Origin of the sequence: Bacillus sp. 17RED48 (assembly GCF_019837545.1) — a bacterium.
GTDB classification, from domain to species: Bacteria; Bacillota; Bacilli; order Bacillales; family Bacillaceae_G; genus Bacillus_A; species Bacillus_A wiedmannii.
On record NZ_JADAXG010000020.1, the window covers coordinates 1 to 25,178 of the forward strand.

12 protein-coding genes and 5 pseudogenes are annotated in these 25,178 nt (G+C 31.2%); 13 read left to right on the forward strand and 4 right to left on the reverse strand.

Features of this window, described 5'->3' with window-relative positions:
- The first annotated feature begins 448 nt into the window (after positions 1–448).
- The 3 genes and pseudogenes from ILT06_RS31175 to ILT06_RS32975 all read left to right on the forward strand — a co-directional run bounded on the left by ILT06_RS31175 (position 449) and on the right by ILT06_RS32975 (position 2,567).
- Complete coding sequence (locus ILT06_RS31175) at positions 449–853, forward strand: hypothetical protein (protein WP_222655923.1); 405 nt, start codon at positions 449–451, stop codon at positions 851–853.
- A gap of 523 nt (positions 854–1,376) precedes the next feature.
- Positions 1,377–2,117: pseudogene (locus ILT06_RS32970) on the forward strand (insecticidal delta-endotoxin Cry8Ea1 family protein); the annotation flags it as partial.
- A gap of 99 nt (positions 2,118–2,216) precedes the next feature.
- Complete coding sequence (locus ILT06_RS32975; RefSeq protein ID WP_308010639.1) at positions 2,217–2,567, forward strand: insecticidal delta-endotoxin; 351 nt, start codon at positions 2,217–2,219, stop codon at positions 2,565–2,567.
- On the opposite strand, the pseudogene ILT06_RS31190 reads toward ILT06_RS32975, so the two are convergent.
- A pseudogene (locus ILT06_RS31190) lies at positions 2,492–3,190 on the reverse strand (IS6 family transposase). The gene ILT06_RS32975 and the pseudogene ILT06_RS31190 overlap by 76 nt on opposite strands.
- Positions 3,191–3,258: 68 nt before the next feature.
- On the opposite strand from ILT06_RS31190, the pseudogene ILT06_RS31195 reads away from it, so the two are divergent.
- A pseudogene (locus ILT06_RS31195) lies at positions 3,259–3,572 on the forward strand (transposase); the annotation flags it as partial.
- 70 nt (positions 3,573–3,642) lie between these two features.
- Here the strand turns inward: ILT06_RS31195 and ILT06_RS31200 are convergent.
- Positions 3,643–4,451 (reverse strand): annotated as a pseudogene (locus tag ILT06_RS31200) (transposase); the annotation flags it as partial.
- A 135-nt stretch (positions 4,452–4,586) separates the two neighbouring features.
- A complete protein-coding gene (locus ILT06_RS31205) occupies positions 4,587–8,174 on the reverse strand; it encodes an insecticidal delta-endotoxin Cry8Ea1 family protein (protein ID WP_222655926.1) in 3,588 nt (1,195 codons plus the stop codon).
- Positions 8,175–8,717: 543 nt separating this feature from the next.
- Here ILT06_RS31205 and ILT06_RS31210 point away from each other — a divergent pair.
- Positions 8,718–10,142 (forward strand): hypothetical protein, encoded by a 1,425-nt coding sequence (locus ILT06_RS31210; RefSeq protein ID WP_222655927.1) that lies wholly within the window; start codon positions 8,718–8,720, stop codon positions 10,140–10,142.
- A gap of 632 nt (positions 10,143–10,774) precedes the next feature.
- Here the strand turns inward: ILT06_RS31210 and ILT06_RS31215 are convergent.
- Positions 10,775–12,129 (reverse strand): IS3 family transposase gene (locus ILT06_RS31215; protein ID WP_222655928.1). Its coding sequence is split into 2 segments (ribosomal slippage): positions 10,775–11,676 and positions 11,676–12,129, totalling 1,356 coding nucleotides; the frame shifts between segments, so codons are not numbered across the junction.
- Positions 12,130–12,279: 150 nt separating this feature from the next.
- Between ILT06_RS31215 and ILT06_RS31220 the strand changes: the two are divergent.
- The 8 genes and pseudogenes from ILT06_RS31220 to ILT06_RS31255 form a co-directional block, all read left to right on the forward strand.
- A pseudogene (locus tag ILT06_RS31220) lies at positions 12,280–12,516 on the forward strand (tyrosine-type recombinase/integrase); the annotation flags it as partial.
- 35 nt (positions 12,517–12,551) lie between these two features.
- Positions 12,552–14,705 carry a type IA DNA topoisomerase gene (locus ILT06_RS31225; RefSeq protein ID WP_222655929.1) on the forward strand — a complete coding sequence of 718 codons (2,154 nt, stop codon included), beginning with the start codon at positions 12,552–12,554 and terminating at the stop codon, positions 14,703–14,705.
- 439 nt (positions 14,706–15,144) lie between these two features.
- A complete protein-coding gene (locus tag ILT06_RS31230) occupies positions 15,145–16,296 on the forward strand; it encodes an AAA family ATPase (RefSeq protein ID WP_222655930.1) in 1,152 nt (383 codons plus the stop codon).
- Complete coding sequence (locus ILT06_RS31235) at positions 16,289–18,628, forward strand: S8 family peptidase (RefSeq protein WP_222655931.1); 2,340 nt, start codon at positions 16,289–16,291, stop codon at positions 18,626–18,628. Before ILT06_RS31230 ends, ILT06_RS31235 begins: the two co-directional genes overlap by 8 nt.
- A gap of 288 nt (positions 18,629–18,916) precedes the next feature.
- A complete protein-coding gene (locus ILT06_RS31240; RefSeq protein WP_222655932.1) occupies positions 18,917–20,158 on the forward strand; it encodes a hypothetical protein in 1,242 nt (413 codons plus the stop codon).
- A 22-nt stretch (positions 20,159–20,180) separates the two neighbouring features.
- Positions 20,181–22,730, forward strand: a complete 2,550-nt coding sequence (locus ILT06_RS31245; protein ID WP_222655933.1) for a hypothetical protein — start codon at positions 20,181–20,183, stop codon at positions 22,728–22,730.
- Between the two features lie 10 nt (positions 22,731–22,740).
- Complete coding sequence (locus ILT06_RS31250; protein ID WP_222655934.1) at positions 22,741–24,390, forward strand: site-specific integrase; 1,650 nt, start codon at positions 22,741–22,743, stop codon at positions 24,388–24,390.
- Positions 24,391–24,407: 17 nt separating this feature from the next.
- Positions 24,408–25,133, forward strand: coding sequence for a hypothetical protein (locus ILT06_RS31255; RefSeq protein WP_098827172.1), 726 nt, complete (start codon positions 24,408–24,410; stop codon positions 25,131–25,133).
- Positions 25,134–25,178 lie beyond the last annotated feature (45 nt).

Here is a 25,178-nt window from a genome sequence, read left to right on the forward strand (position 1 = left end):
CGAATACGCTCATTTAATTTAGGGACATATTGATGAACCCATCGTATAATCGTTGTATGGACCAAGGGTAATCCTCTTTCTTCCATCATTTCCACCAAATCACGAAGACTGGGGCTGTACCGCTAATACAATGATATCAGGCTAATAATGTTTCCATTTGAATATATTTTCTTTTCCCATATTGATCACACACTTTGTTAAATAGTAGTACCAGTATGGCCAAGTTTGAGAGAACATTTTCAAATTGTTTAGTTTTGTTGCACCAGAACCTTCTACAGAAATCTGAGGCTTTAAAAAATACATGCAATACCTTCATCCAATAATAATGGGTTTATTTGTAGAAAAATTTTTAGAGGAATACATAGAAGCATTACGAATTTATAAAAATGGACCTATCAACATTTATGGGACACTAAGTTAGGGAAATATTATGAATGGAGGAGAGCATATGAATCAAGATAATCAAAATGAAATTCAAATAATAGAGTCTTTATCCAATGATTTTAGTCAATCAAACAGGTATCCAAGATATCCATTAGCTAAAGAGTCAAATTATAAAGATTGTCTAGCTGATTGTAAGAAATCTAATGTAGATATATCGTCAACCACAAGTTCTGTAAAGGATGCAACCTTGACAACTTTGAGCATTGCGAATACAATTTTAAGTTTTTTTGATTTTGGAACTATCGGGACAGGTCTTGGTATACTAATCTCATTATTTGGTCAGTTTTGGCCATCAAATAATAATTCAGTAAATAAAGTTCTCACATTTTTCTTCTGTAAACTGAATAAAAATAACTTCTCCTTCAAATCTTTCTGCAGAATACACTTTAATTCAATCGCCTTCACATAAGTCAAAAAAGCGTCTTCTTGTCATGTTAACCGCCTCCGGCTTTTTTTATACCACAAATAAGATATGTGGTACATAAGCCTATTGATTGGGCAATTAAAAAGTATACACCCATTTTTTTACATGAAAATAATATGAAAACTAGTTATATGACTAAAAAACAAACTTATTTTACTGAAGAAGGCGAAACGTAACAAATGGAAAATATACTTTCAAATCATTGTATTATAAGGTTCTATTGGAGATGTTTTGTAAATTCTCATATAACTTTTATAAACAACCTATAGCAATATTTTATTCTTTGCAGAAATAGTCGTTCTTTTATCAAAATATGTATAACATTGAAATTCAAATCAGAACTGGAGGAACATTTATGAATCATAATAACAATAATAATGAATACGAAATTATTGATTTACATACTTCATCTTATCCTTCGAACAGAAATAGTAATCATTCTAGATACCCTTACACAAATAATCCAAATCAGCTATTACAAAACACCAATTACAAAGATTGGCTTAATATGTGTCAACAAAATCAACAATATGGTAAAAATTTTGAAATAACTCCTACTGCACTTAAAGATGCTGTTGTTACTGCTATAAATGTAAACGGTGCTATTTTTGTCGCTATTCCAACACCAGTGACTGTGGTAATAGGAACAGGACTAATATTATTAGGCTCATTACTTTCCTTCCTTTGGCCTCCTGAAGAAACAGGAGGAGAGGCTCAACCAGTATGGCAAGAATTTATAAGAAATATTGAAGAACACTTAAAACGATCCATTGACCAACAAGTAAGAAGCTATGCAATAAACACTCTAAAAGGTATAGACAATAATATAAAATTATATAGCAAATCTTTTAGAACATGGTTTAATGATCAAAATGATAAATCTGCTTTAGATAATTTAACAAAAAATTTTAGTGAACTTGATAATCTTTTTGAAGCTTCAATGCCTCATTTTGCAAGTGATAAACATGAAATATTATTATTAAGCATATACGCACAAGCTGCTAATTTACATCTACTTTTATTAAGGGATATGTTAATATATGGTGAAAAATGGGGGTATTGAAAAGCTGTAATAAAAGAATTTTATGATAGATAATTAGAACGTACAAATGATTATACTTATCATTGTACTCATTGGTATCATCAAGGTTTAAATGAATTAATAAATACACAGAATATAGATTGGAATAGATTTAACGATTATCGTAGAGAAATGACTATTACTGTATTAGATATTGTTTCACTTTTTTCAAGCTATGATATATATAAATACCCTCTAGGTCTCATACCAGAATTCACAAGAGAAATTTATACAACTTCATTAGCAGATCCATACCTAAGTCCTAATATAATTATTGGGGACTTAGAACAATCACTTACACGTAGACCAAGTTTATTTACTTGGTTAAAAGGTCTTGATCTTTACACATTAAATACTGATGATAGTAAAGAAATTTCTCTAATTGCTCATAGTAATCTTCATTCATTTACTACTAATGATGGTCTATTTTTTTCCGGACCTATTTTTGGTGATTCTAGCAATGGTACTCTTAAAATTATTAATTTTTCAAACAATGAATATGTTTTTAAAGTTTCAATTGAAGCTTTTATAAAACAAGGTATTCAATATACATTTCCTAAAATCACTGAAATAGTATTTGATATTACTAAATACACTGAAAAGGCGAGATTTATTTGAAGATTTCGCCTTTTCAGTGTATAGCCTGAATCGTTTCAATTCCTTTGATGGTACGAGAAGCATGACGAAGGGTTTGAAATCCAGCTGATTTCACAAACCGGCGTTTGACATGTCGATGATTTTGTTCAATGAGATTATTTCGATGTTTAATGGTACAGTGTTTGGTATGTGTATAATACTCGGCTTTCTGTAATTTTTTGAATGCACAAAGTAAAGCCGGGGCCTTGTCTGTCGTAAGAATCGATGGTTCTCCAAAATGTTTTGCCAGTCTTTTCATAAAGGCATAAGCAGCTTGATGATTACGTGTTTTTCGGAGTTGAAAGTCCAGTGTATGTCCATCACTATCAATGGCACGATATAAATAACACCATTCTCCTTTGATTTTGATATACGTCTCATCCAAATGCCAAGCATGGAGTGCCGAATTGTTTTTCTTCTTCCACATTTGATAGATTAGATTGCCATCTTCATGAACCCAACGCATGATAGTTGTTGGATGAACTGACACACCACGTTCCTTAAGAATCTCAGATACATCACGATAGCTTAAAAAAACGACAGTAATAGCCAATGGCTACTAAAATAATGTCTTTCTTGAACTGTTTTCCTTTAAAATATCTCACGTATCATTCTCCTCAATACATTTTCCCTACAGTGTAGCTTCATTTTAAAAACTTTGCAATGGAACCGTTTTTTTGACGTTGAAAAATGTAAGGTCTGTCCACTCCGGGAAGGATATTTTAAAGAAGGCGCAAAAACTAAAACCTATTCTGTTGCCATTAAATCAGAGGAACATTTAGACCAACAAGCTTTTCAAGAAACAGAAGAATTTAAATGCTTAGCTCGAGAACGCTATAAAATCGAAGCAAAAAATAGTGAGTTAAAAAATAAACACGGGTACGATCAAGCATCGGTTCCGGATTCGTTTGGAAAATTTAGGGAGCAACGGCGATATTCGCCGTCAATCTAAAAAGAATCTTGAAGCTTCTGAATGAAAAAGGGTAATAAATAGGCAAAAAATCAGGGCGTTTCCTGTTCAAAATTGAACAAGAAGCGCCCTATCTTTCTCTAAAACGAATTTATTTATAAAAAATGCAAGTTTTTTAGTGCCCTCTGCTAAATACTGCTCGGAATCTGCTATATTTCCAGCCGTTATATAAGTATCGGTGATCACATTGTACTTCGCATCAGTCGTACGGTGATCTAAGAAATGAAAACCGTTTGGTTTTCCATCCCTCATTAAAAATCCACTATTTAGATCAGTTGTACTTATCCGAGTTTTTTAGTAGGGGTATCACGTTCCTTTCTAGGGTTTAATTCTTTTTTCATGTACCTCATGATCTTCGATAACCGCAGCTTCTAGTTCATCTATATAAAACATTGGCTTTTCTTTTTTTATTTATATACAAACTTATTTTTATTGGCATTAGCCTTAATATGTGTAGAATCTGTCATCAATGTGCGTCCTCCCACCATACGGTGCTGTGTCGCTTGACGTACAATCTCATCAAAGATTTCTTCAAAAATGTTTGTATGAATGAAACGAGTACGACGATTCCAACTGATTGTAGAATAATCTGGAATCACATCTGATAGGGGAAATCCTAAAAACCAACGGTATGCAATATTTGTTTTGATTTCTTTTTCTAGGTGACGTTCGGAGCTAATGCCATAAAAACATCCTATAAACATCAACTTAAATAAAACAATAGGATGGATTGACGGACGTCCATTGTTTTCACAGTAATAAGGGCGTAATTTCTCTTCAATAAAATCAAAACTAATTGTCGCTTCAATCGCACGAAGGAAATGATCTTGTGGAACCAACTCTTCTACAGAAACAGATACACGTTCATCACGATGATTTTTTAAAGCACCCATCATAAAAACTCTCTCCTTTTCCTCTTTTTTATCAGTGTTGACACATAAAAAGAGGTTCAGACACAAAAACAGGCTGTGGAGAAGACTTTCTCCACAGCCTGAACTGACGCAGAATATATATTCTGCGTCAGTCTTTATTCAATTTTTTATACAAATTAATTCTACACTATTTATTTTAAAAGTACCTTCCGTTTCTCCAATATCAATGCGTACCTGATTTGTATGCGGAGTTATATGCATTGTTTTTGTTACATATCCCATAGGTTCATTCCACATTGCATTGTTATTATAATCACAAGAAGTAAATATAAGGGTTTCAACATGCTTTGTACAATCACTGATTTTCACGTATCCATTTCCTATACCTTCTTTTTTGGCAATGACACGTAACAGATATTGATGATTTTGTTGTGGTAAGTTTATATTTTGAGATACTTGTGTACTCCAGTTTGGGATAACCAGTATCGACGTATTGTCTATTTGTTGTACTTTGGCATCTGGTGATGTAAACCAATTTGTTGTGCTATTGATGAAATTACCATTCTGAATGAGATTTCTATTTCGATATAACATATAAGCTTGTGAAATTTGCTGTTTTAAACCTTGATATAGGGTATAATTCATACCTGGTTCATTTGGTAACCATTCTTTATAGATATAAGGGATTTTGTCTATAAAAGTTTCAGCCACAACAATATCTTGTATAGTTGTTTCTATTTTTAACATTTGATGTTGTGAATTAATAAATAATGCATCAATGGCTTGTTGCGCTTGGTAATATGCTTGCTCTGTTTCTTTTTGTTGATTATTTCTAACTTGTTTCCATCTATTTTCTTTTTCTGTAACTCGGTTTACTTCTTCTTCTGTTAAAGGTTGTTCCTCTATTACTTCTAAATTTCCTAACGCAGCGTATCCATCTGGATTAGAAATTTTGAATAGAATCCCAATACCTAGATTTTCATTAAAATCTAGGTTTCCTGTATCAATTGAAAATGAAAATGCATTTTCATTTTCAAAATTTGAAGAGATCAGTGTTGATTCACTGTAACCTGAATGATTAGATGTAGTTGGATATGGTGATTGTTGATTTGTTAGATTGTTGTTTTCATTCCTAAAAGAATAGGATTGTGCTTCATATGAATTGGTTTGTATTTCAGCATTCATGTGGGAAGAATCATTTGGTATATTTAGAATTTTATGAATTTCTTTATTGTATCTTGTAACAAATAGTTCTAAATCTTTACTATTGCTGATACATCCTCTGACTACATAACGTGTATATGGTTTTAATTTCGATTCATCGATTTTTTGATAGACATAGGTTGGGAATATTGTATTGTCAATTTCTGTTGTTCTTGCTCCTAGTATATGAAGGTATTGTCCTTTGAAAATAGGGTTATTTGTTTGAAGAGTAAGATCGTTATTTATTGTCCAACCTATAAAAGATGAAAAATCTCCATTTTGAAGTAAATTTCGTGATTGACTAAATTGTTTTGCTTGTTTCATGGTATCGAGAAGTATCATTTTTTCTTGTGGATATTGTTCTTCTGATAGGGATTCTACTAAGATGGCAGTTTGGTCAATTTCATAATCTGTTGTTTCTATATTCAAAATATTTTTTGTATGATTTGTGAAAAATGTATTCACTGTTTGTTGGATTTTTTCTAATTTTTGTGTTTCTAAGTTTTCTTCTAATGTTTGAGTGACTGGTAAAAATTCAATTTTATCTATAACTAGTGTATTACCAGCAAAATTGTTTGATAGTAAAGTCATGTTAGTAAGTGAATAGAAGTTTACTATTGCTATTTCATTAGGGTCTTGAGTGTGAAAATATAGATATTGAAAGTCATTATATTTAGGGTTTACTGCATCTTTTTCTGATGGAACGGTGGAACGTATATTTAGAGCCCGGAGACCATAATTTACTTTGCCTGTTATATTTAATGTTAGGTTAATTGAATTATTAGGAGAATATGCAACATATCGCATGCGAATTTTGTATTTTGTTTCAGTTGGTACAAAACATTGAAACTCCATTCTACTTCTAAAAAGAACTAAATCCCCTCCTGTATGACCAGGACCTGATATAACAGAAGATGATGTATCTAAAGACCTAGCTTTTACAGCCGGGATTTGTGTAACTATTTGATTAGAAATTTCATTGTCAAAATTAACACTTGTATGTGTCCAAGCGAATGATAAATGTCTTTCATTTGGTAATGCTATGTTGTGTCTGTTAGGACTAATTTTCATATAAGATAAGATATGAGAATACTTAGTACCAAGACCATAAGGAGGAATCTTATCTGCTGAGAATTCAGGTAATTGAAAATTAATTATTGTTGGAGTCTCAGGTGTAGATCCTGAATTGTACCTACGTGTAATTCCATCAAGTGTATAAAAGTTTATATTATGTGTAATAAAATAATTTTGCCTAAGTGTGAGTTCTATGCGATAAACATCGGTATTCGAAATAATAATTTGTTGTCTATTTTCAGTTGGTTCCGGTGAATTTATTAGTCTATAAATTTGACTATCTTGGACACTATTATTATTTGTAAAGGTAAAACCGTTTTGAACAGCACTTAATGCTGATGGTGAAGGGTCTGTGGTTGAAAAAAGAAATAATCTATTCAGGCGAGAGAATAAATGTGGAGGTCTTGTTAACTCCGTTTCTCTTTGAGCAATAGGTATTGGTATAGGAGGATTTGGCCTCTCTTTTATCAAAGCATTAGTATAAATTTCTCTAGTAAGTTCTGAGTGAGTACCTGTTGGATATTGACGTATATCAAAATTAGGGAATACTGCAATATAATCTAATACAAGAAGAGTCATATCTCTACGATATGTATTGTATATATTCCATGTCATGTCGGGAGCATTTTTAAGTGTAGTTAAACCTTCTTGATATGTTTTTACACAATAATCAGTATATTGTTGTGTATATTGTTTTAAAAGACGATGATACTCATCTGATGTTCCAGCATCTTGAGTTGGTTGATTCTCCGCATCTGCTTTTAATTGATCTGCAAATTGAACAGCTTGTGATAATAAATTTAAATGTAAAGTGGCAGCTTGTGCATAGAAAGGTAGTATTGCTGCTCCAAATTGTGCAGATTGAATTTCAGAGATTCTTGAAAGAGCGCTATTAGCTATGTCTATTCTCGTTCTAGCAACTCTAGCAGCCTCCCGTAATGCTGAAGATGGCGGTGTTCCTGGAATATGACTTTTTCTTAGGTTTTGCCAGGTAGTAATTCCATTTTGATAGCTGTTTATTGGTAAGTGAAATCCTTGCAAAATTCCCTGTGCTTTCTCTTTTTGATTTTCAAGCAAAGGTTTAAAAATAGTTCCTCCATATTCCATAAATTCAATCCAAACTCTTTTATCAGTTTCTCCACTTGGCCAAAGAACAGGTAATAAAGTTCCAAAAGATACAATACCAATTCCCCATGGTGTCAAAGCAGGAAAACCAGTCATAATTGTACCGAGTATAATCAGACCGGTACTAATTGCGACACCAGTATCCACAAGAGTTTGAGGCTTATCACGATATGGTTGATTCCCTTGACACATAGTTAACCAATCTTTGTAATTTGTATTTGACAATGGTTGATTTGGATTATTTGTGTAAGGGTATCTAGAATGATTACTATTTCTGTTCGAAGGATAAGATGAAGTATGTGAATCAATAATTTCGTATTCATTATTATTGTTATTATGATTCATAAATGTTCCTCCAGTTCTGATTTGAATTTCAATGTTATACATATTTTGATAAAAGAACGACTATTCCTGCAAAGAATAAAATATTGCTATAGGTTGTTTATAAAAGTTATATTAGAATTTACAAAACGCTTTTAATATAGCCCTATAAAACAGCGTTTTGAATGTATACTTTTTGATGTTTTCACCTGTAAATAGATAGAGTGTTATAAATCCTATAAAATTAATGTTTGGAAAGTGAAAAAATATTCGAAAGTTTATTTTCATTTCATGAATAAAAATAAAATGAAAAATTTATCATGTTTTTTTTGTTTTGAAAATGCAAGGGTTTAATTCGTTGGATTAAACGAAATTGAAAAAAGAGTTCTGTGAAAAACAGAGCTCTTTTTTGTGTTATTAAAAATGTTGGGTTTATTTGTAGAAATATTTTAAAAGGAATAAATATAGGAATTACGAATTTTTAGAAAGACACCTGTCATATATTTGTTAAATGTGGTTGTAAAAAGAAAATAGAAAAATGTAAATATTACCTAAGGAGTGAAACATATGAATTCAGAACAACGTAAGCATGAGCAGAATAATGAATATAAGCATCAAAATCATGGTGTATCTTGTAATTGTGGTTGTCAGCAAGGTAAATATGAATACGAGCAAAAACAAAGTAGGGAAGAATATAACAATCAATATATGTCAAATGGACAAAAGCAAAATCATGAAAATAAAAATTATTATAGCTGTAGTCCAACACAATTTAATGCACCTAATTTACCTGATGAAAGCAAAAGATTTCAAACGATTACAAATATTAATACGAATAATAACGGTCATCGTGTTTTAGATGCAATGAACACGACTGTGGGGCAAGAGCTTGAGAGGGGCTATGGGAATTGTTCAAGGGTAAGTGTTGCAAATACAGTAGTTAATGAACAGGTTCGATTTTTGAATAAATCTCAACTTTTTGTTTTTTATCAAGCAGATGCTGGTGATTTTTTTATTGCTAATAAAGGGAATGGGCGAGTCTTAGAAGTTATACCTAATAGTACACATGGATATTTAGTAATCTCTAATTTGTATGATGGTGCTAATAATAACCAAAGAATTAGAAAAGAAAATGTAACTACTACTAATTTTAGATTAAGATCACAAGATGCAGTAATAAATATATGTGGTCACAACATCAATAGGTTGGTATCAATTACTGCTATACAAAGTACTGCCGAAACATTATTCCGATTCAGACCTGAAAACATGGATAATATCTCGCTTCCAACACTACCAACTGGAGGAAGGTTAGGATTACCACCTGTATTAACGAGTTTGAATGATTCAGGTCCAAGTCCAAGTCCAACAGGTCCAAATCCAGCACCACGAGCAAATATAGGAAGTGCATTGATACCATGTCTATATGTAAATGATGTACTTCCAATAGATAGAAGAATGGAAGTAAGTCCTTATTATGTATTAGAATATACACAGTATTGGCATAGATTATGGTCAGATGAGGTTCTTTCTGGAGATAGAGGAGGACCTTACGAAGAAATAACAGGGATACTTCCCAATGCACAAGAAAGCATGAGAAATATGATAGATATGACAATAGGTGAAGATTGGGGTTTAAGATTTGGAAGTAACTCGACTCCTTTTAAGAGGGGGATTCTAAGTAGCTTAAATAATCTCGAGTCCTATGCTGCTAGGGATTTAGGATCTAGACATTCGAGTTATGGATTTACAAATTTCAATCCATTTCCAGTTAGATATTCAAGATTTGTAAAAGCGCATGAGTATACATTGAAGCGTATGGATGGAACAGTAGTAACAACACCATGGGTAGCATTAGACCATAGAAGTCAATATTTGCCTAGATTCCCTCTAAACGCGACAGTATCATTACAAGATTATAAAATAATAAGCAGTTATAGCAGTTATGATTTGCCAGTATTAGAAAACATCGATGTTAATAAGAGATGGTGAAACAAAAAACGAAAATAATTCAAAGTTATATGATGAATAAGAAAAATATATAAGTATCAGTTAACGGTAAGCAAAAAAATCATAGGATAGAAATAGTTTTTTGTGTATTCAGTGAATAAAAAATACATTGAAATAATGTGTTTGAAGATTAAGAGTGTTACAAAACTAAAATAAATTTGCAATGTTATTCACTATCCCATATAGTATGACAACCATGATTATTCCGGCTCAACTTACACCTTATAAAATTATTATTTTGTGTTAAAAAATAAAGGGAATCTAGTTTGGGTTCCCTTTATTTCGATATATATTAAACAATTGTTTAATAAAACTATATTTTATAAACAAATAGTTATGGGATTTTCATGTAAAGATGACATCCTTAACATACAGGGTAACTTTGTCAAAATTGGCTAGTTATGTTTTACGAATACAAAGCAAAGCCGAAAGGTTTCGCTACTATATAAGCTCACAATAAAAAATGCGATTCTTTAAGAAATCACGTTTTTTATTGTTTACAATTGCATTTGTGAGGATACAGATTTATAAACATAGTAAAGTATGCTTGAGTTATGGAGAAAAATAGCACGTAAGAATGAAGTGACCCCTAAAAGTTAGACACGGTTATTTCATTAGGCAGCTTGATAAAAGTGAGTCCGGTATTGTACCGGGCTCATTTTTAATTTTGCCTTAATCCGTTTCGTATTATAATAATCTATATATTTTTCTAATTCTATTTTAAAGTGCTCTACATTTTCAAATACTTTTATGTAGAGGAACTCCGACTTCATAATCCCAAAGAAATTTTCTATTACTGCGTTGTCGTAACAGTTGCCTTTTCGAGACATACTCTGGACGATAGCTCTTGATTCAAGAGTACGGACGTACTGTCTCATTTGATAATGCCATCCTTGATCCGAATGCATCAGTAGCTGGTGCGTTTCAGGTAAACGTTCCAATGCTTTCTCTAACATGTCTGAAACAAGCGAATACGTCGGTCTAGAACCAATTGTATAGGTAATAATTTCACCATTATACAAATCTAATACAGGTGATACATACAGTTTTTCTCCAAACAGTTTAAACTCTGTGATGTCTGTTACCCACTTTTGATTCGGTGCATCTGTATGAAAATTACGCTCTAAAATATTAGGTGCCATTCTACCGACTTTTCCTTTATAGGATTTATATTTCTTCATACGCACAACACACTTTACCCCAAGCTCTTTCATAATGCGCTGAACCTTCTTGTGGTTCACTTTCTGGCCACGATTCGTTAATTCATCACGAATGCGACGGTAACCATAACGACCTTCATTTTCCTCATAAATCGCTTTAATCTCAGCTTTCAAATCGGCATCTATATCTGGACGATTCATTTTCTTTACTAAATCATAATACGTGCTTCGAGGAATAGTAGCTAGCTCCACGAGTGCCTTCACCGAATATTTATGCCTTAATTCATAGACTACTTGCGCTTTGTCTTGTTTTGTGACTTTTCCTTGTTTTGAACTAAGGCATTTAACTTTTTTAAGTATTCATTTTCCATCTCAAGCTGTTTAATGCGTGCTTCAAGTGCTTCGACTGACCCTTCAGCTAAAGGTTGTTTTAATTGTTTATTTGAATCTTTTTTCATGGATGGACGCCCCTTTTTCTTAGATTGAAGGGCATCAATTCCTTGTGTTTCGAGCTGTTTTTTCCAAACAGAAATCGTTGAAGGGGCAGGAATATTAAAGATAGCTGCCGTCTCAAATAAGGACATACCGTTTTCAATCATAAAGTTTAGTACGTCTAGTTTAAATTGTTGTGTGTAATTTGTACATCGTTTTAGAAAAGCTTCCAGACCATTCTGTTTATATTGGTTTACCCAATTCAAAATGATTGTGTCACTTATACCGAGCGATCTACCCATTTCTCGATAACTTTCATTTCCGTTCAAATAACGTAGAACGATTTGTATTTTTTCATCAGCTGTAAATTTAGCCATAGAAAAACTGCACCCCAATTGTTAGACACAGTCTAACAATTGGGGTGCAGTTCACTATTTTATGTTTAAGAAAGATGTAATGATCAGTTAATTACGTTATAATACAAATACTTTCGTTTGTTTTTGACAAGATCCCGAGAAAGTACTGGAAAGTTCTCAATTCGTGGAATTCAGACCATGATTGAAAATTATAGTACATCGGGGAAAAAATTAACGCCACGAATGTTTAGGCATACATTTTGTACATGGATGTTAAAGGCAACCAATAATGATATTGAGAAAGTTCGTCGATTAGCTGGACATAGCCATATTTCCACTACAACAAGATATTTGAAAAATTCTCATGATGAATTAACGGATGCAGTAGAATTAATGCCGATATTTTAAAAGTTACAATCCAAATGATATAGGAGGGGTTCACATTGAAAGCGGTAATTATAGCAGAGAAGCCTTCCGTTGCTAAAAACATTGCTGATGCATTAAACATAAAAAGAAGAAATGATGGTTTTTATGAAGGGGATAATTATATTGTCACTTGGGCATTTGGTCATTTGCTTCAATTGTATGATGCGAAAGATTATGATGAAAAAATGGCCAAGTGGCATATGGATAATTTTCCTTTTATTCCTGAGAAATTTCAATATAAGGTGAAAAGTAGCCCGAAAAATAGAGAGAAAGTTGATAGTGGAGCAAAAAAACAACTTGATACAATTCGCTCTTTACTCTTTAGAGATGATGTCAATTCAATTATTTCAGCGTGTGATTATGATCGTGAGGGACAAGTCATTGGTGATAGCGTTATTTATAATATAAAAGCATCAAAACATGTATATCGTTTATTACTAAATGAATGGACACCAGATGAAGTAAATGCTGGTTTGAAGCAAATACGTCCGAATTCAGATTTACGCCCGTTACAAGATGCGGGTGTTAGTAGACAATGGGCAGATTGGGCGATTGGGATTAATTTAACATCTGTTGCGACACTCAAATATCAAAAAGGAGGAGGACAGGCGTTAAACATAGGGCGAGTTTTATTACCTACTTTAAAGGTTATTTATGATCGTGACAAAGAAATTGAAAATTTTGTACCAGAAAATTATTATAAATTAGTTGCTACATTCAAAACAAAACGAGAAGAAGAATTTGAAGCAACTTATATGGAAGAGCAAGAAGATAAATTTAAAACTAAGGCTACTTTAGATGAAATTTATACTAAATTACAACGTTCGTTAGGTGTAGTTCGAGATAAACAAGTTGAGCGAAAAAAAGAATATCCCCCTTTTCTGTTTAATTTATCTAATTTACAAGGTTATGTTACAAGTAAATACAAAGGATGGACATCTGATAAAGTATTAAAAGTGGCGCAGTCTTTATACGAGAAAAAATATATTACTTATCCTCGTACGGGAAGTACGGCTTTAGAGGAAAGTTTAGTTGGACGAGCAGCTAAAGTTCTAGAAGCAGTAAAAAAAGGATTACCATATGAGGATGAAATCTCTTTTGTTAAAACGAAACGAGTATTTAATAATGCAAAAGTTGAAAGTCATAGTGCTATTATGCCTACATACGTGATCCCTAAGTCTTTAACAAGTGATGAACAAATTGTATACACAGCAATCAAAAGCCGTTTTATCATGCAATTTATGCCTGTAGCAGAGCATGAAGAAACACGTATTCAAATAAAAATCAGTGATTCTTCTATAAAGGGATTATTTATTGCAAAAGGTCGTGTTCAAATTGTTGAAGGGTGGCGTAAAGTCGAGAAAATTGAATCAAAAGATAATATGCTACCATTTGTAGAAGTTAAAGAAGACCTTGAAATTACAAATGCGGAAGTTATTTCTCATGTAACAAAGCCACCAAAGCATCATACCGAAAAAACCTTATTACGTGTAATGGAGACTTGTGGGAAGAATTATGATGAAGAAGAAGCTGTTTTAAGTGGTTTTAGTATAGGGACACCAGCTACTAGAGCGGAAACAATTAAGAAACTGAAGGATATAGGTTATGTTTTTTCAAAAGATAAAAGTTTATTATGTAGTGAATTAGGTCATAAAATTGTAGAAACGTTTCCTGTGAAAGAGCTATTTGATTTGGAATTTACGGGTAAATTGGAGAAAGCACTGTCGGATATGGAGAAAAAGAAAGTGAGTAGAAGTGTCTTTCTAAACTTTATCTTTGATTTTACAAGAAAATCAGTCGAAATGATAAAAAATGATCAAGATGTTATTTTGCATCATGCTACGAGAGAACCAAGAAAGATAGAGGTTTTAGGGAAATGCCCAATTTGTTCTGGTTCTATTGTTGAGGGACAAAAAGGGTTCGGATGTTCGGATTGGAAGAATGGATGCAAATTTGTTATTTGGAAAAATGATAAGTTTTTAGCAACTATGAAAAAGAAGCCAAATAAAACAATGGTTAAAAAGTTACTAAAAGATGGAGAAGTACTAACCAAAGGTTTGACAAGTAAAAAAGGAAACAAGTTTGATGCAATATTAAGTTATGAAAAGAACTCTGAAAATGAATTTTTTAGTTGGAAAATGAGTTTTATGGAGAATTCATCTAATAAATGAATGTAATCGTTAAATTTCAATCGTTATATGGAAAAGAACAAAAAATATTAGAGTGAGAACTTCGCATCAGCAAGTAGGATGCGAGGTTTTTTATGTTTATAACACTTACCTTCTAGAGGGAGTAAAAATAAATACAATGGTGTAGAAATAATAATTTATAAATGGTTTATCTATGTTCTAAATAAAAGAAATGTTGTTTTGTGAGAGATAATTTTAAGAATATATAACAATCTATAACAAAACAAAAGAATCTTATTAGTTTTCAAAATTTAAAAATATGAAATAGTATATATTAGGTGAATATTGTTGATTTATTCTATTGTTTTGGATATTATTTGATAATAAATGGATAATAAAAGATATAAGCTGGATATATAATTAAATATATTGGATGTAGTTTTAATCTTTTGGATAAGGATGAATGATTGGGAGTGATAGTGTGAAGTATTATGCAGAACTGTTAAAAATTATTGAGGGAGGGCTAAGAGGAGACAAACAAAAAATTAGTGATTATTCAATACTGCTTGCAAAAAAATTGAAAACAGCAGGGGAAGACAAAAAATCTGAAAGGATAGAAAAAATATTAGCGAGAACAGGTAACGATCCGAATGAAGTTTTCGCAAGTTCATTTAAACAAGTACCTTTTGATCATGAAACGAAGCTTGAAATAGCCTCTATTATTATGCCAAATGAAGTACAAGAAAAAAAACTTATTTATAATTTAACGGTTAATCAACAGGTAGATGAGTTTATTGCCTCCTATCAGGAGTTGGATCAGCTTGCTTCATACGGTCTTAATATGCCGTCGACACTTTTGTTATATGGCCCACCAGGGTGTGGCAAAACCGAATTAGCATTACATATTTCAAGGGAATTAAATTTACCTATTGTATTAGCACGCTTAGATACTCTTATTTCTTCATATTTAGGTAGTACTTCAAAAAATATAAGAATGTTGTTTGAGTATGCATCAAAAACACCGTGTATCCTGTTTTTAGATGAATTTGATGCAGTTGCAAAATTAAGAGATGATCCTAATGAATTAGGAGAACTGAAACGAGTAGTAAATTCATTGTTACAAAATATAGATCTATTAAATGATAAAAGTGTTTTAATTGCTGCGACTAATCATGAGAATTTACTTGATAAAGCAATTTGGAGACGGTTTAGTACGAGAATACACATAAATTATCCAAATACTGAAAATCGTTATGGGATTATTAACCACATATTAGAAGAAATAGGGTATAATCATATTAATCAGAATTTCATAGAAATTTTGGTGAATTTGTTTGAGAATCAATCTGTTGCTGATATTGAACAAATTGTAAAGAGATCTATACGAACTGCGGTTATACAACATCGGGAGGTGGAATTTCTTGACTTTATAGACTGCTATTTTAGTTATGTTCCAACAACTGTTGATTTAACAGGGGATTTAGATTCTGTACGTAGAGAAAAAATTAAATTCTTGTTAAAAACTGATCCTAATATAAGTCAAAGATTATTAGGGCAGATTTTTAAATGTCATCACAACACCATTAGAAGTGAACTAAGAAAAATTCACAAGGAGATAGAGTTGAATGAATAGAGAAGATTTTTCTGCCAAATACGTAAATATTAGAGCAAATGATAAAATGCGAGGGAACCCTTCAAAAATAGTTCCCTCGCCAAAAGTTTGGTTTTATGAAGAAGAACTGCAAATTAAGAAACATTTCAAGTTGCTTATTGTGCAGTTACAAAATATTTTAGACCAACAATTAGAAGAGTATGATGAACATATTAAAGATAAAAGTGAATATCCATTCCCTATTATATTAGAATTAGCTGATGGTAAAATCGCAAAATCACACCGTCCAGCAGTGATTTTAAATAGAATTAATAGTGATATCATAGCAATACAAGAAATAGGGGAAATTATTATTGGGGCTTCAAAATCATCTCTGGAGGACTTTATTCAATTAATTTATGATGCACTAGAGGAAGTGCCAAGAAATAGAAGAGATTGGCTTGTAACTAAAGATGAGAAGGATGTTGTTACAAAAAGTAAGACGAAATGGTATGAAATTATTCATCAATTAACATGTATTAAAAGTATAAAGCTTTACACTCATGAATCGGTTACGAAAGGAATCACCAATACTTCTTTGGAGTATATAAAAAAAGATAAAGAATTTAAGGTTCGTTTTTTTAATTACGGTAATGCAGATGTAAATGAAATGGTTTTCGGAGCATTTTTAAAAAACCTAAAAAATTTTGGAATTAAAAGAAATAGAATCAAAAAACTTAACTTTATTAATTCAATAGATGTATATGCTATTCCATATATAAATGATGAAATTCTAAAAGCTACTTCAAGTTTCCCTGGAGTAGAATCTGTTTCAAGTTTTGTTTACTTTGAATCCGGTTCACAAGAAATGTTCGTAGAAGATGAAGTGATAGAAGCTTTACAGCCTACCGAAGGTCAAAACTATCCAATTGTGGCGGTAGTAGATTCAGGGATAAGTCCAAATAATTATCATCTACGTTCATGGATTACAGATGAGGATCCTTATGTAATTCCAAGTAATCAAGATAACTATCATGGTAACTTTGTTGTAGGTATGATGAACTATGGACATTTGGTAAATCCAACATTAACAAATATAGTAGATACTGGTGTGAAAGTATTAGATGTTACTGTATTACCGGATCCTGAAAAAGAAAAAGTAAGAGAAGATGATTTATTAGCTTCTCTTGAGCAAGCGCTGGAGGACCATTCTAGTCAGTATAAAGTATGGAATTTGTCTCTTTCTAGTAATAGAATGTGTTCAGGAATTGTTTCAGAATTTACTGCAGCTATAGACGAACTACAGAAAAAACACAATGTCTTATTTGTAATTGCTACTGGGAATGCTTCTAATGAAGAAGAAAGAAGAATTACCCTGCCTAGTGATTCGGTAAGAGGAGTGACTGTTGGTGCAATTGCGTTAGAAAGTTCATCTCATGCTGCAGTTGAACAAAATATGATTGTTCCTTATTCTCGGAAGGGACCGGGTATCGGATTATCTATTAAACCTGATGTTGTTCATTATAGTGGGAATCCGTTAGAAAATCCTATTTACTCCATAAATGAACAAGGTAAAAAAATAGGAGATTTCGGAACAAGCTTTTCAACACCAATAGTTTCTGCAATATTAGCTGAATACTATAGTTTGTATCCGGGACAAATGAACCCAATGATGGCAAAGGCTTTATTGGTTCATAGTGCAAGCCATCCTCAAAGTAATAAACGCATCAATGAAATTTCGGAACATTATGAATGTGGTTATGGTATTCCAAAACGAATCTCAGAAGTGTTATATGGAGATGAACATGAAATAACTTTGATTTTAGAAGGAGAAATTGATTCTTATCAGGGGACAAACTGGATTAAAATTGAAGAGTTTCCTTTCCCTGATTCACTTGTTAATGATGAATTCGGGAAAATTAGAGGCAATATTCTAGTTACTATGGTGTACGACACACCTCTCTCAGCTAGATTTGGTAGTGAGTATTGCAGATGTAACTTAGATGTAAGAATAAGAACAAAAGTGGGAAGTTCCTATGATAAAATCACAAAAGGTAGTAAGAACGATATTGATTTTGCAGAGAAATGGGAAAGAGATCGAATGGCAAATGAGCATAAGTGGTCAAATGTTAAACAAGTAGAGTTTAAGAGCCCAGCAGGAAGAAAGGGTACAGGAGAATTGATTTTAGAAGTGTTACCAAATTGGAGAAACCTCGATGAAAAAGTGAAGATTCCATTTGTAATTGCTGTGACGATTAAAGATCCTAAAAAAGAAGCTCCTGTGTATAATGAGATTACTAGACAGTTAAACGCTACTTTTGCAACTACTGATGTAAGATTAAAGAATGCTCCTGTACGTCTAAATATTCGATGATTTATATAAAGTGAGTATTTTAGTTTGAATTATAACCATAGGAAATAGAAAACTTTGTTGCTGTTACATGTTTTTATTAGAGAATGCATAATAAGAATTTACTGTTTTGAAAATCAATATTTTTAAGTTTATAGGAATTGAATCTAGATGGTTTAAAAAAACTTTATGTACTAACAGAATATGTTAAGTTACATAAAATTTTTTATTTTAGCTCAAAACAAAAAAATTCTTATAACCTATTAGAGGGAATATAAGATATACAAAAGAATTAAGGGAGGGATACAAAAAATGAGAATAAAATTTTCAGTGAAAAGTTCTCTATTGGAAAAGGCTAATAATAAGTATAGCGAAAGAGTTACGATTGTTATTGAAGATAAAAAAACAAAATTTTTTCTTCCTCATCCCGTTACAGATTTTATAAAGACGAAATATGCTAGAGATGATAATCATAGTACTCAAAAAGGAGCAGCAGAGGCTATTGTACAGTTTTTGAATTGGGTATTTTTTGAAAGTAAAGGTGCTTATCAATTAAAAAGTATAAGCGGTTTAAAAGTTAAACATGGAATTGATTATTTAAATTTTTGTAATGAGGATAAAGGGAATAAATTAAATACATTAATATTAAAAGAAAGATATCTCAACCAATTTTATTTCTACCTAAAATCTAAGAAACTAATTGAAGAGATTGAGCTTTCTGTACGTTGTGATTCCACTTATTCTATTTTTGCAGAAGATAGATTGAAATTCCCATCTAGACATATGAAAAGAATGAAATTGAATGATTTTCCCGATCAGAACTTAATTACACCTTTTATAGAAACAGCGTTAGAAATTGCACCTGAAATAGCTTTAGGAATTTATTTTGAAATATTTGGTGGTCTTAGAAGGGGGGAGGTTATAAATTTAACTCTGGGTAGTTTAAGACTTAAGGGGAGTTACGGAAGTAAAGGGGTTAGCGTGGATATTCAAAAGCATCCCGAACTTCACGCGCGCCTTAAAACACAACATAAAGAAGGGGTTAAAAACCCACGCATCCAGCCTATTGTTATAGTTGAATATTTACCTAACATACTTAAACTGCATTTAGATAAGGTGAAAAAATATGAAAATAAATCTAAAGCTTTATTCTTGGATGAAAATCAAAATCCTATGTCAGGAGCTGTATATGAAAAAGAGTTTCAGAAAGTAAAAAATCTTTTTTTGAAAAGATTACAAGAGTATGGATCACCTTGGGCTAGTTATTTGAACAAATATTCATGGAGTACACACATAGGGAGAGGGATTTATTCGAACTTAATGACAAAATTAGTGAAATCTCCATATGAGTTAGCTTTATTAAGAGGAGATAAGAATATAAATTCAGCTTTAGTTTATATGTCGCAAATGAGAGTCCAAAATGAGATTCAAGAAGGACTAGAGGGTCTATATACAGCTAGTCAGATTAGACAATTAAATGAACGGTTACAAGAACGTTCTCAGGAACAAATAAACAAAGAGAGAGAAATAACCTTTTCAGAAATTAATTTCTAGTTATAGGTGGTGATATGTTTAGATGGATAATTTAATAACTAAAAAGAAAATTACTAGGTTGTACGGTATTGGTTATTCGAAAATAAAGAAATTAATTCAAATAAAACAAATAAAGGTAGTACAGACAGAAACAGGGGAAAGAATTCTTAAAAGTTCGTTAGAAGAATGGTTAGCATTTGAAAAAGATATTAAAGAAAATTATGTTAATTATAAAATAGCGATTGAACAAATAGGCTCGACTTGGAGACAAGAATTAAATAATATCAACTTGTTAAGTGAGCATGAATTACTTGAGACCATTGTATTAAAAGAAGGCATTACAATAAATTTTCATAGATATTTTGTATCTAAGGACAGTTTAAATGAGTTTGAGTTTAGATTAAATAAAAAGTATATTTTGGAGGAGAAAGTATGTAATATTTTAGATTTAGACATTTGTGCTATTAGGAGTAGAAAATCAAGAGGCTCAATCCCATTTATCGAATTTAGAAAAGAAACATATTATTTAAGAAGTGAAGTAGAATTAATACTGGATTTGAAAAATAACTATTATACAGTTCCAGAGGTTCAAAAAAGATTGAATTTATCTAGATCTCAATTTCGTTTATGTAAAGAGTCATTAACTATTATTCATAAAAATCGTAAAAATTATATCCTTAAAGAGGAAGTTTGGGAGGTTGAGAAACAAGTAGATCATCTGAGGGCTAACTATTATTCGTATGATGAGGTGTTAGTTCGATTAAATGTCAATACAATAGGAGCAACAGTGAGTCCAAAGTTAGAGAAAATTGAGTGCCCAGCTATAGCTAGGGGGTATTTTGTAAAAAGTAACCATTTATATAACAAAGAAATGATTGAGATATACAGGCTAAATAGGATGGGAGCAAATACAAAGAATTTTGAACAAATCTTGCCGAATAACCCAATCCAATATCTTTTACAGACAGTAGAAAATTTAAATATTCCTAAAAAATTACAAGATACCTACAAGTTATTCGTTAAATTTGCTAAATTTAAAATAAATCAATCCAGTGCTAATAGTAGAGAAATTATTAAACTTGCGGAACACTTGTATAAAGTTTTGAAAAATTTAACAGAAACGCTCAATGATGAAATATATAAGTTAGAGACTCAACAAGTAAAAAGATTGTTATTAAATGAAGAGAGATATAGTTACCAAAGATATATGTATATGTTTTTAAAATATTGTAATAATAAACGAATATGTAAATATAAAATCAGAAAAATTGATGTACCTAAAATGCCAGAGGCAAGAAATTTGATAGAAGTGTATGAGTTTGACATATTTATTGAGTATTATAATTTTAATAAAGATGTTAGTACTCATTGCGAAAATGCTATGAAAAATTATGAATACGCATCATATTGGTTATATTCCATGATTCATTGTTCAAATGCTTGGAGGCATTCAGATATAATAGATATTCCAGCTATTACACCAGAAGTTGTAAATATCAACAGTATGTATGAGCTGCAAAATAAAAATATAACTGATTTTGAAGCAAAAAAAATTATTTATCAATTATCAAATTATGAATTGGTCATTTCAAAGACAGGAATGAAAAGACATTTCTTTTGCCATAAAGATTTACTTATTCCAATGAGTATAGCACTAATTATATGTGAATTTCATCGTAGAAATACGAATCAAATATCACTAATTAACACATTCTCTAAAAATGGGGATTTTTCTTTAATTTTTTCTGAAAAATTCTTTAAGCAGAGTGTAATGTTAAATAGTGGGAATTTCGTATTTTCTAGCCTTAAGATGAACAGAACTTTAATGACATATTTATTTTATGAGATTCAGCAAAGAAAAGGTAAAAGTAATTCACTCTTTGAGTTAATTCAAAAAATGAGAAATCACCTGACGAACGTAACAAAAGAATATATATTAAATAATTTTGAAGGTGGAATTGAAAATATATCAAAGCATTTATTTGATCGTGGAGAATTTGGATATATATATGATCAATTAGTGGAAGTACTTACTTATGATAGAGAGTGTGAATATACTTTAACAGAACGAACCAATTTAATTGTATCTATAAAAGAAAAATATGATATTTTAAAGTTAGAATCGGCAGCCAGCTTTATTAATGAAGTAGAAAGTCGTGAGATAGCAAGGAATATTGATGGTAAGAAGCGAGCAGTAATTAATGAGATTAGGGAGCTAGATCCTGAAGAAGCCTTTGAATATATTAGAAGAATATACTTAAGAGAAATGCCTTCAAAAACCAAAAATATGCAGTGTTTTTCATTCCCGAAATGTTGTAAATCCTCAGGGGAGGATTCATGTACATCTTGTCACTATGTAATTCCTAATGTTTATTCTATATCCACTATTATCACTGATATTCAGAATAGTATAGAAAGATATAAAATTTCGAATACTAATGGTCAAAAAAAGAAGGAACAAAGAACCTTGGAGCAGTGTTTAGAGTTATATTATCAAGCAATTGAAGAATTTGGAGAGGAGGAAGTTTGGTCTTTTATTGAAGGTGGTGAGGAAAGATTAATGGAGCAGTTTAGTTTGTTAGATAACATGTAAAGGAGAAATTATGTCGAGTATATTAAATGATAATAAAGAATATATTGATTCAATATCAGAAAATGTTTTTAATGAAGAGTCTATAAAAGATTCAAAGAATAAATTTTATCATTTTCAACTAAATGGAACCATAAAAAGAGGAGCATTTGAAGATGATGAATGGATGCTGGATAGGCAAGATCAATCTAACTGTAATGTGTTTTTTCGTTTTCAGGAGATTAGTGATTTAAATATAAAGCAATGTGTAAAGTGTTGGAGTATTGAGTTAATAACTAAATTTACAACCTCATATGCAAGGGGGCTACATTCATTTGTAAAGCAGGCAATACTTATTTCTGATAACTTTAATGTAAGTAACATCGAAAAACTGATAAGTGCTATAGAGAATAAGAAAAGTAATCGAATAAAAATAGAGGTTGACGTAAGCGACGAAACGAAACGTAATTTTATATCGGCAGTTATGAATTTTTTGGATTATTCACATGTCGATACTAGAGAAGATTATTTTAATGAACTTTGGTTGATACAACAAAAATACAATACGCAAGATAACATAAGAGATTTGCCAGTATTTGAAGATGTGTATCTATTTAAATATTTAATTGAATTTTATTTTGAAAAAGAAATATATTTGAAGGATAAGGATGAGAAATTATTTTACTTTCCAATATATCTATGGTGGAAGATCACAACTATAATACCCATGCGGCCTTCAGAATTCTGTGCTATTAAAAGAGGAGGTATTTTTTATAAAGATAAAAAATACTTTATAACCGTACCTAGAAAAAAACAAAGAAGGTTATCTAAGCATGTAGATGTTATAGATAAGATAGAAGTTAATAAGGAACTATACTTAATAATTAAATGGTATATAAATAATTCGAGAATTTATGGGTCCACTGAAACGCTTGTTTCATATTTGTGCTATAGGAGTTTATTAGAAATTTATTTTCCAAATTTTAATCATAATAATTATAATATTGAGCGTTTTCAAATTAGTAATCTATATCTATTATTAAATAAATTTTATGAGCAAATTGTAATTCAACGGTTTGATTTAAAGGAGATTGATAGGATAAAACTAAATGATACAAGGCACTTCGCTTTTTGCTCAATGATTTTACAGGGTTTTAACCGTTTAACAATAGCAAGGTATGGTGGGCATTTACAATTAGATTCACAGTATCACTATCAACAACATTTAGATTATTTTATTCAGTCTCAAGTATATCATTTAACAACTATATACAAGAATTGTAATTTGTTTTTTAACGATGAAGTGTCAGATGTATTTTTGCAGGATATAAAGAATAAATTCTTCTTAACTAACCATCCAAAAATAGGGTGGGAAAAAATGGACTATGGATATTGTACTGATAGTAACATGGAATGCGAATCAACAAATTGTGTTTTTTGTACAAAGTGGTGGATTTCAAAAGAAGAATTCAAAAAACATGAAAAAGAGATAAGAAATTTACAAGGTATGAAGGAAGAAAAAATAAGAAAAAGAAAAAACTTCATATTAAACCTAAGGAAAAAAATGTTTATTGATTTAGAGAATCTTTCATATAATCCTGTGGAACAAGAAACTTTGACAAGAGAAACTAAATTATTGAATGGTGAAATAGAAGACTTAGCTAAGCTTAATAGCTGGCTTTAAGAATGGGGGACATGCTATTGAAAGGGAGAAAAGGGCCTGGGAGGCCTAGTAAGTACAGCAACATAGAAACTTTAAATGAATTGAAGGAGCAGGTTTTATTATATCGGAAAGAGAATCCATTTCAAAAAATAAGACCTGCAGATATGGTGAGATTTTCAAAAGAATTATATAATTCTAGACCAGAGCAATATCACTTTTTTAATAAAGATGTTTGGTTAGCGTATGGGAAATCATATATTAACGAGATAAACGAGCCTTTGAGGACAAAGTTTTTTATGGAAGATGAAAAAGTTTATGAAATTCCTAATGTAGTTGATTGTGTTACGAAATTCAAAGATGATCCTGAAAAAATAATTTCTTTATTATCACCTATAGAAACAATGTTGCATAATAGTCTTAGAAGAGAAGAGGAATTAATAAATAAAGTAAAAGAGTTGAAGAGTGAAAATGAGGAACTAAAAAGACAAGTTTGGAATTATAAAGATTTTGTTTTGCAAATGGCTCACCACAGTTATATAACTGAGTATCAGGAAAAGTTTGGTTTGAAAAATATTATCTCTCCGAATGCAAATAAAAGAACTAATAAGGCGATGAAAGAACAGCATCCAAAAGATTTTCTTGCAACGGATTTTAATAAGTATGTTGATAATAACGAGGAACAAAATAAGGATAAGAAACAACGAACATCATTGTTGAAAGAATTTCAAAATAGACGAAAACAACAGAGAGAAAATAATAAATAAGAGAGTATGTTGAATGATATGATCCCCTTATAGGCCTCACCATAC

Coding starts and splice junctions, on each gene's coding strand:
- ILT06_RS31175 (WP_222655923.1), top strand. CDS start 449: ATGAATCAAGATAATCAAAATGAAATTCAAATAATAGAGTCTTTATCC.
- ILT06_RS31205 (WP_222655926.1), bottom strand. CDS start 8,174: ATGAATCATAATAACAATAATAATGAATACGAAATTATTGATTCACAT.
- ILT06_RS31210 (WP_222655927.1), top strand. CDS start 8,718: ATGAATTCAGAACAACGTAAGCATGAGCAGAATAATGAATATAAGCAT.
- ILT06_RS31235 (WP_222655931.1), top strand. CDS start 16,289: ATGAATAGAGAAGATTTTTCTGCCAAATACGTAAATATTAGAGCAAAT.
- ILT06_RS31240 (WP_222655932.1), top strand. CDS start 18,917: ATGAGAATAAAATTTTCAGTGAAAAGTTCTCTATTGGAAAAGGCTAAT.
- ILT06_RS31245 (WP_222655933.1), top strand. CDS start 20,181: ATGGATAATTTAATAACTAAAAAGAAAATTACTAGGTTGTACGGTATT.
- ILT06_RS31250 (WP_222655934.1), top strand. CDS start 22,741: ATGTCGAGTATATTAAATGATAATAAAGAATATATTGATTCAATATCA.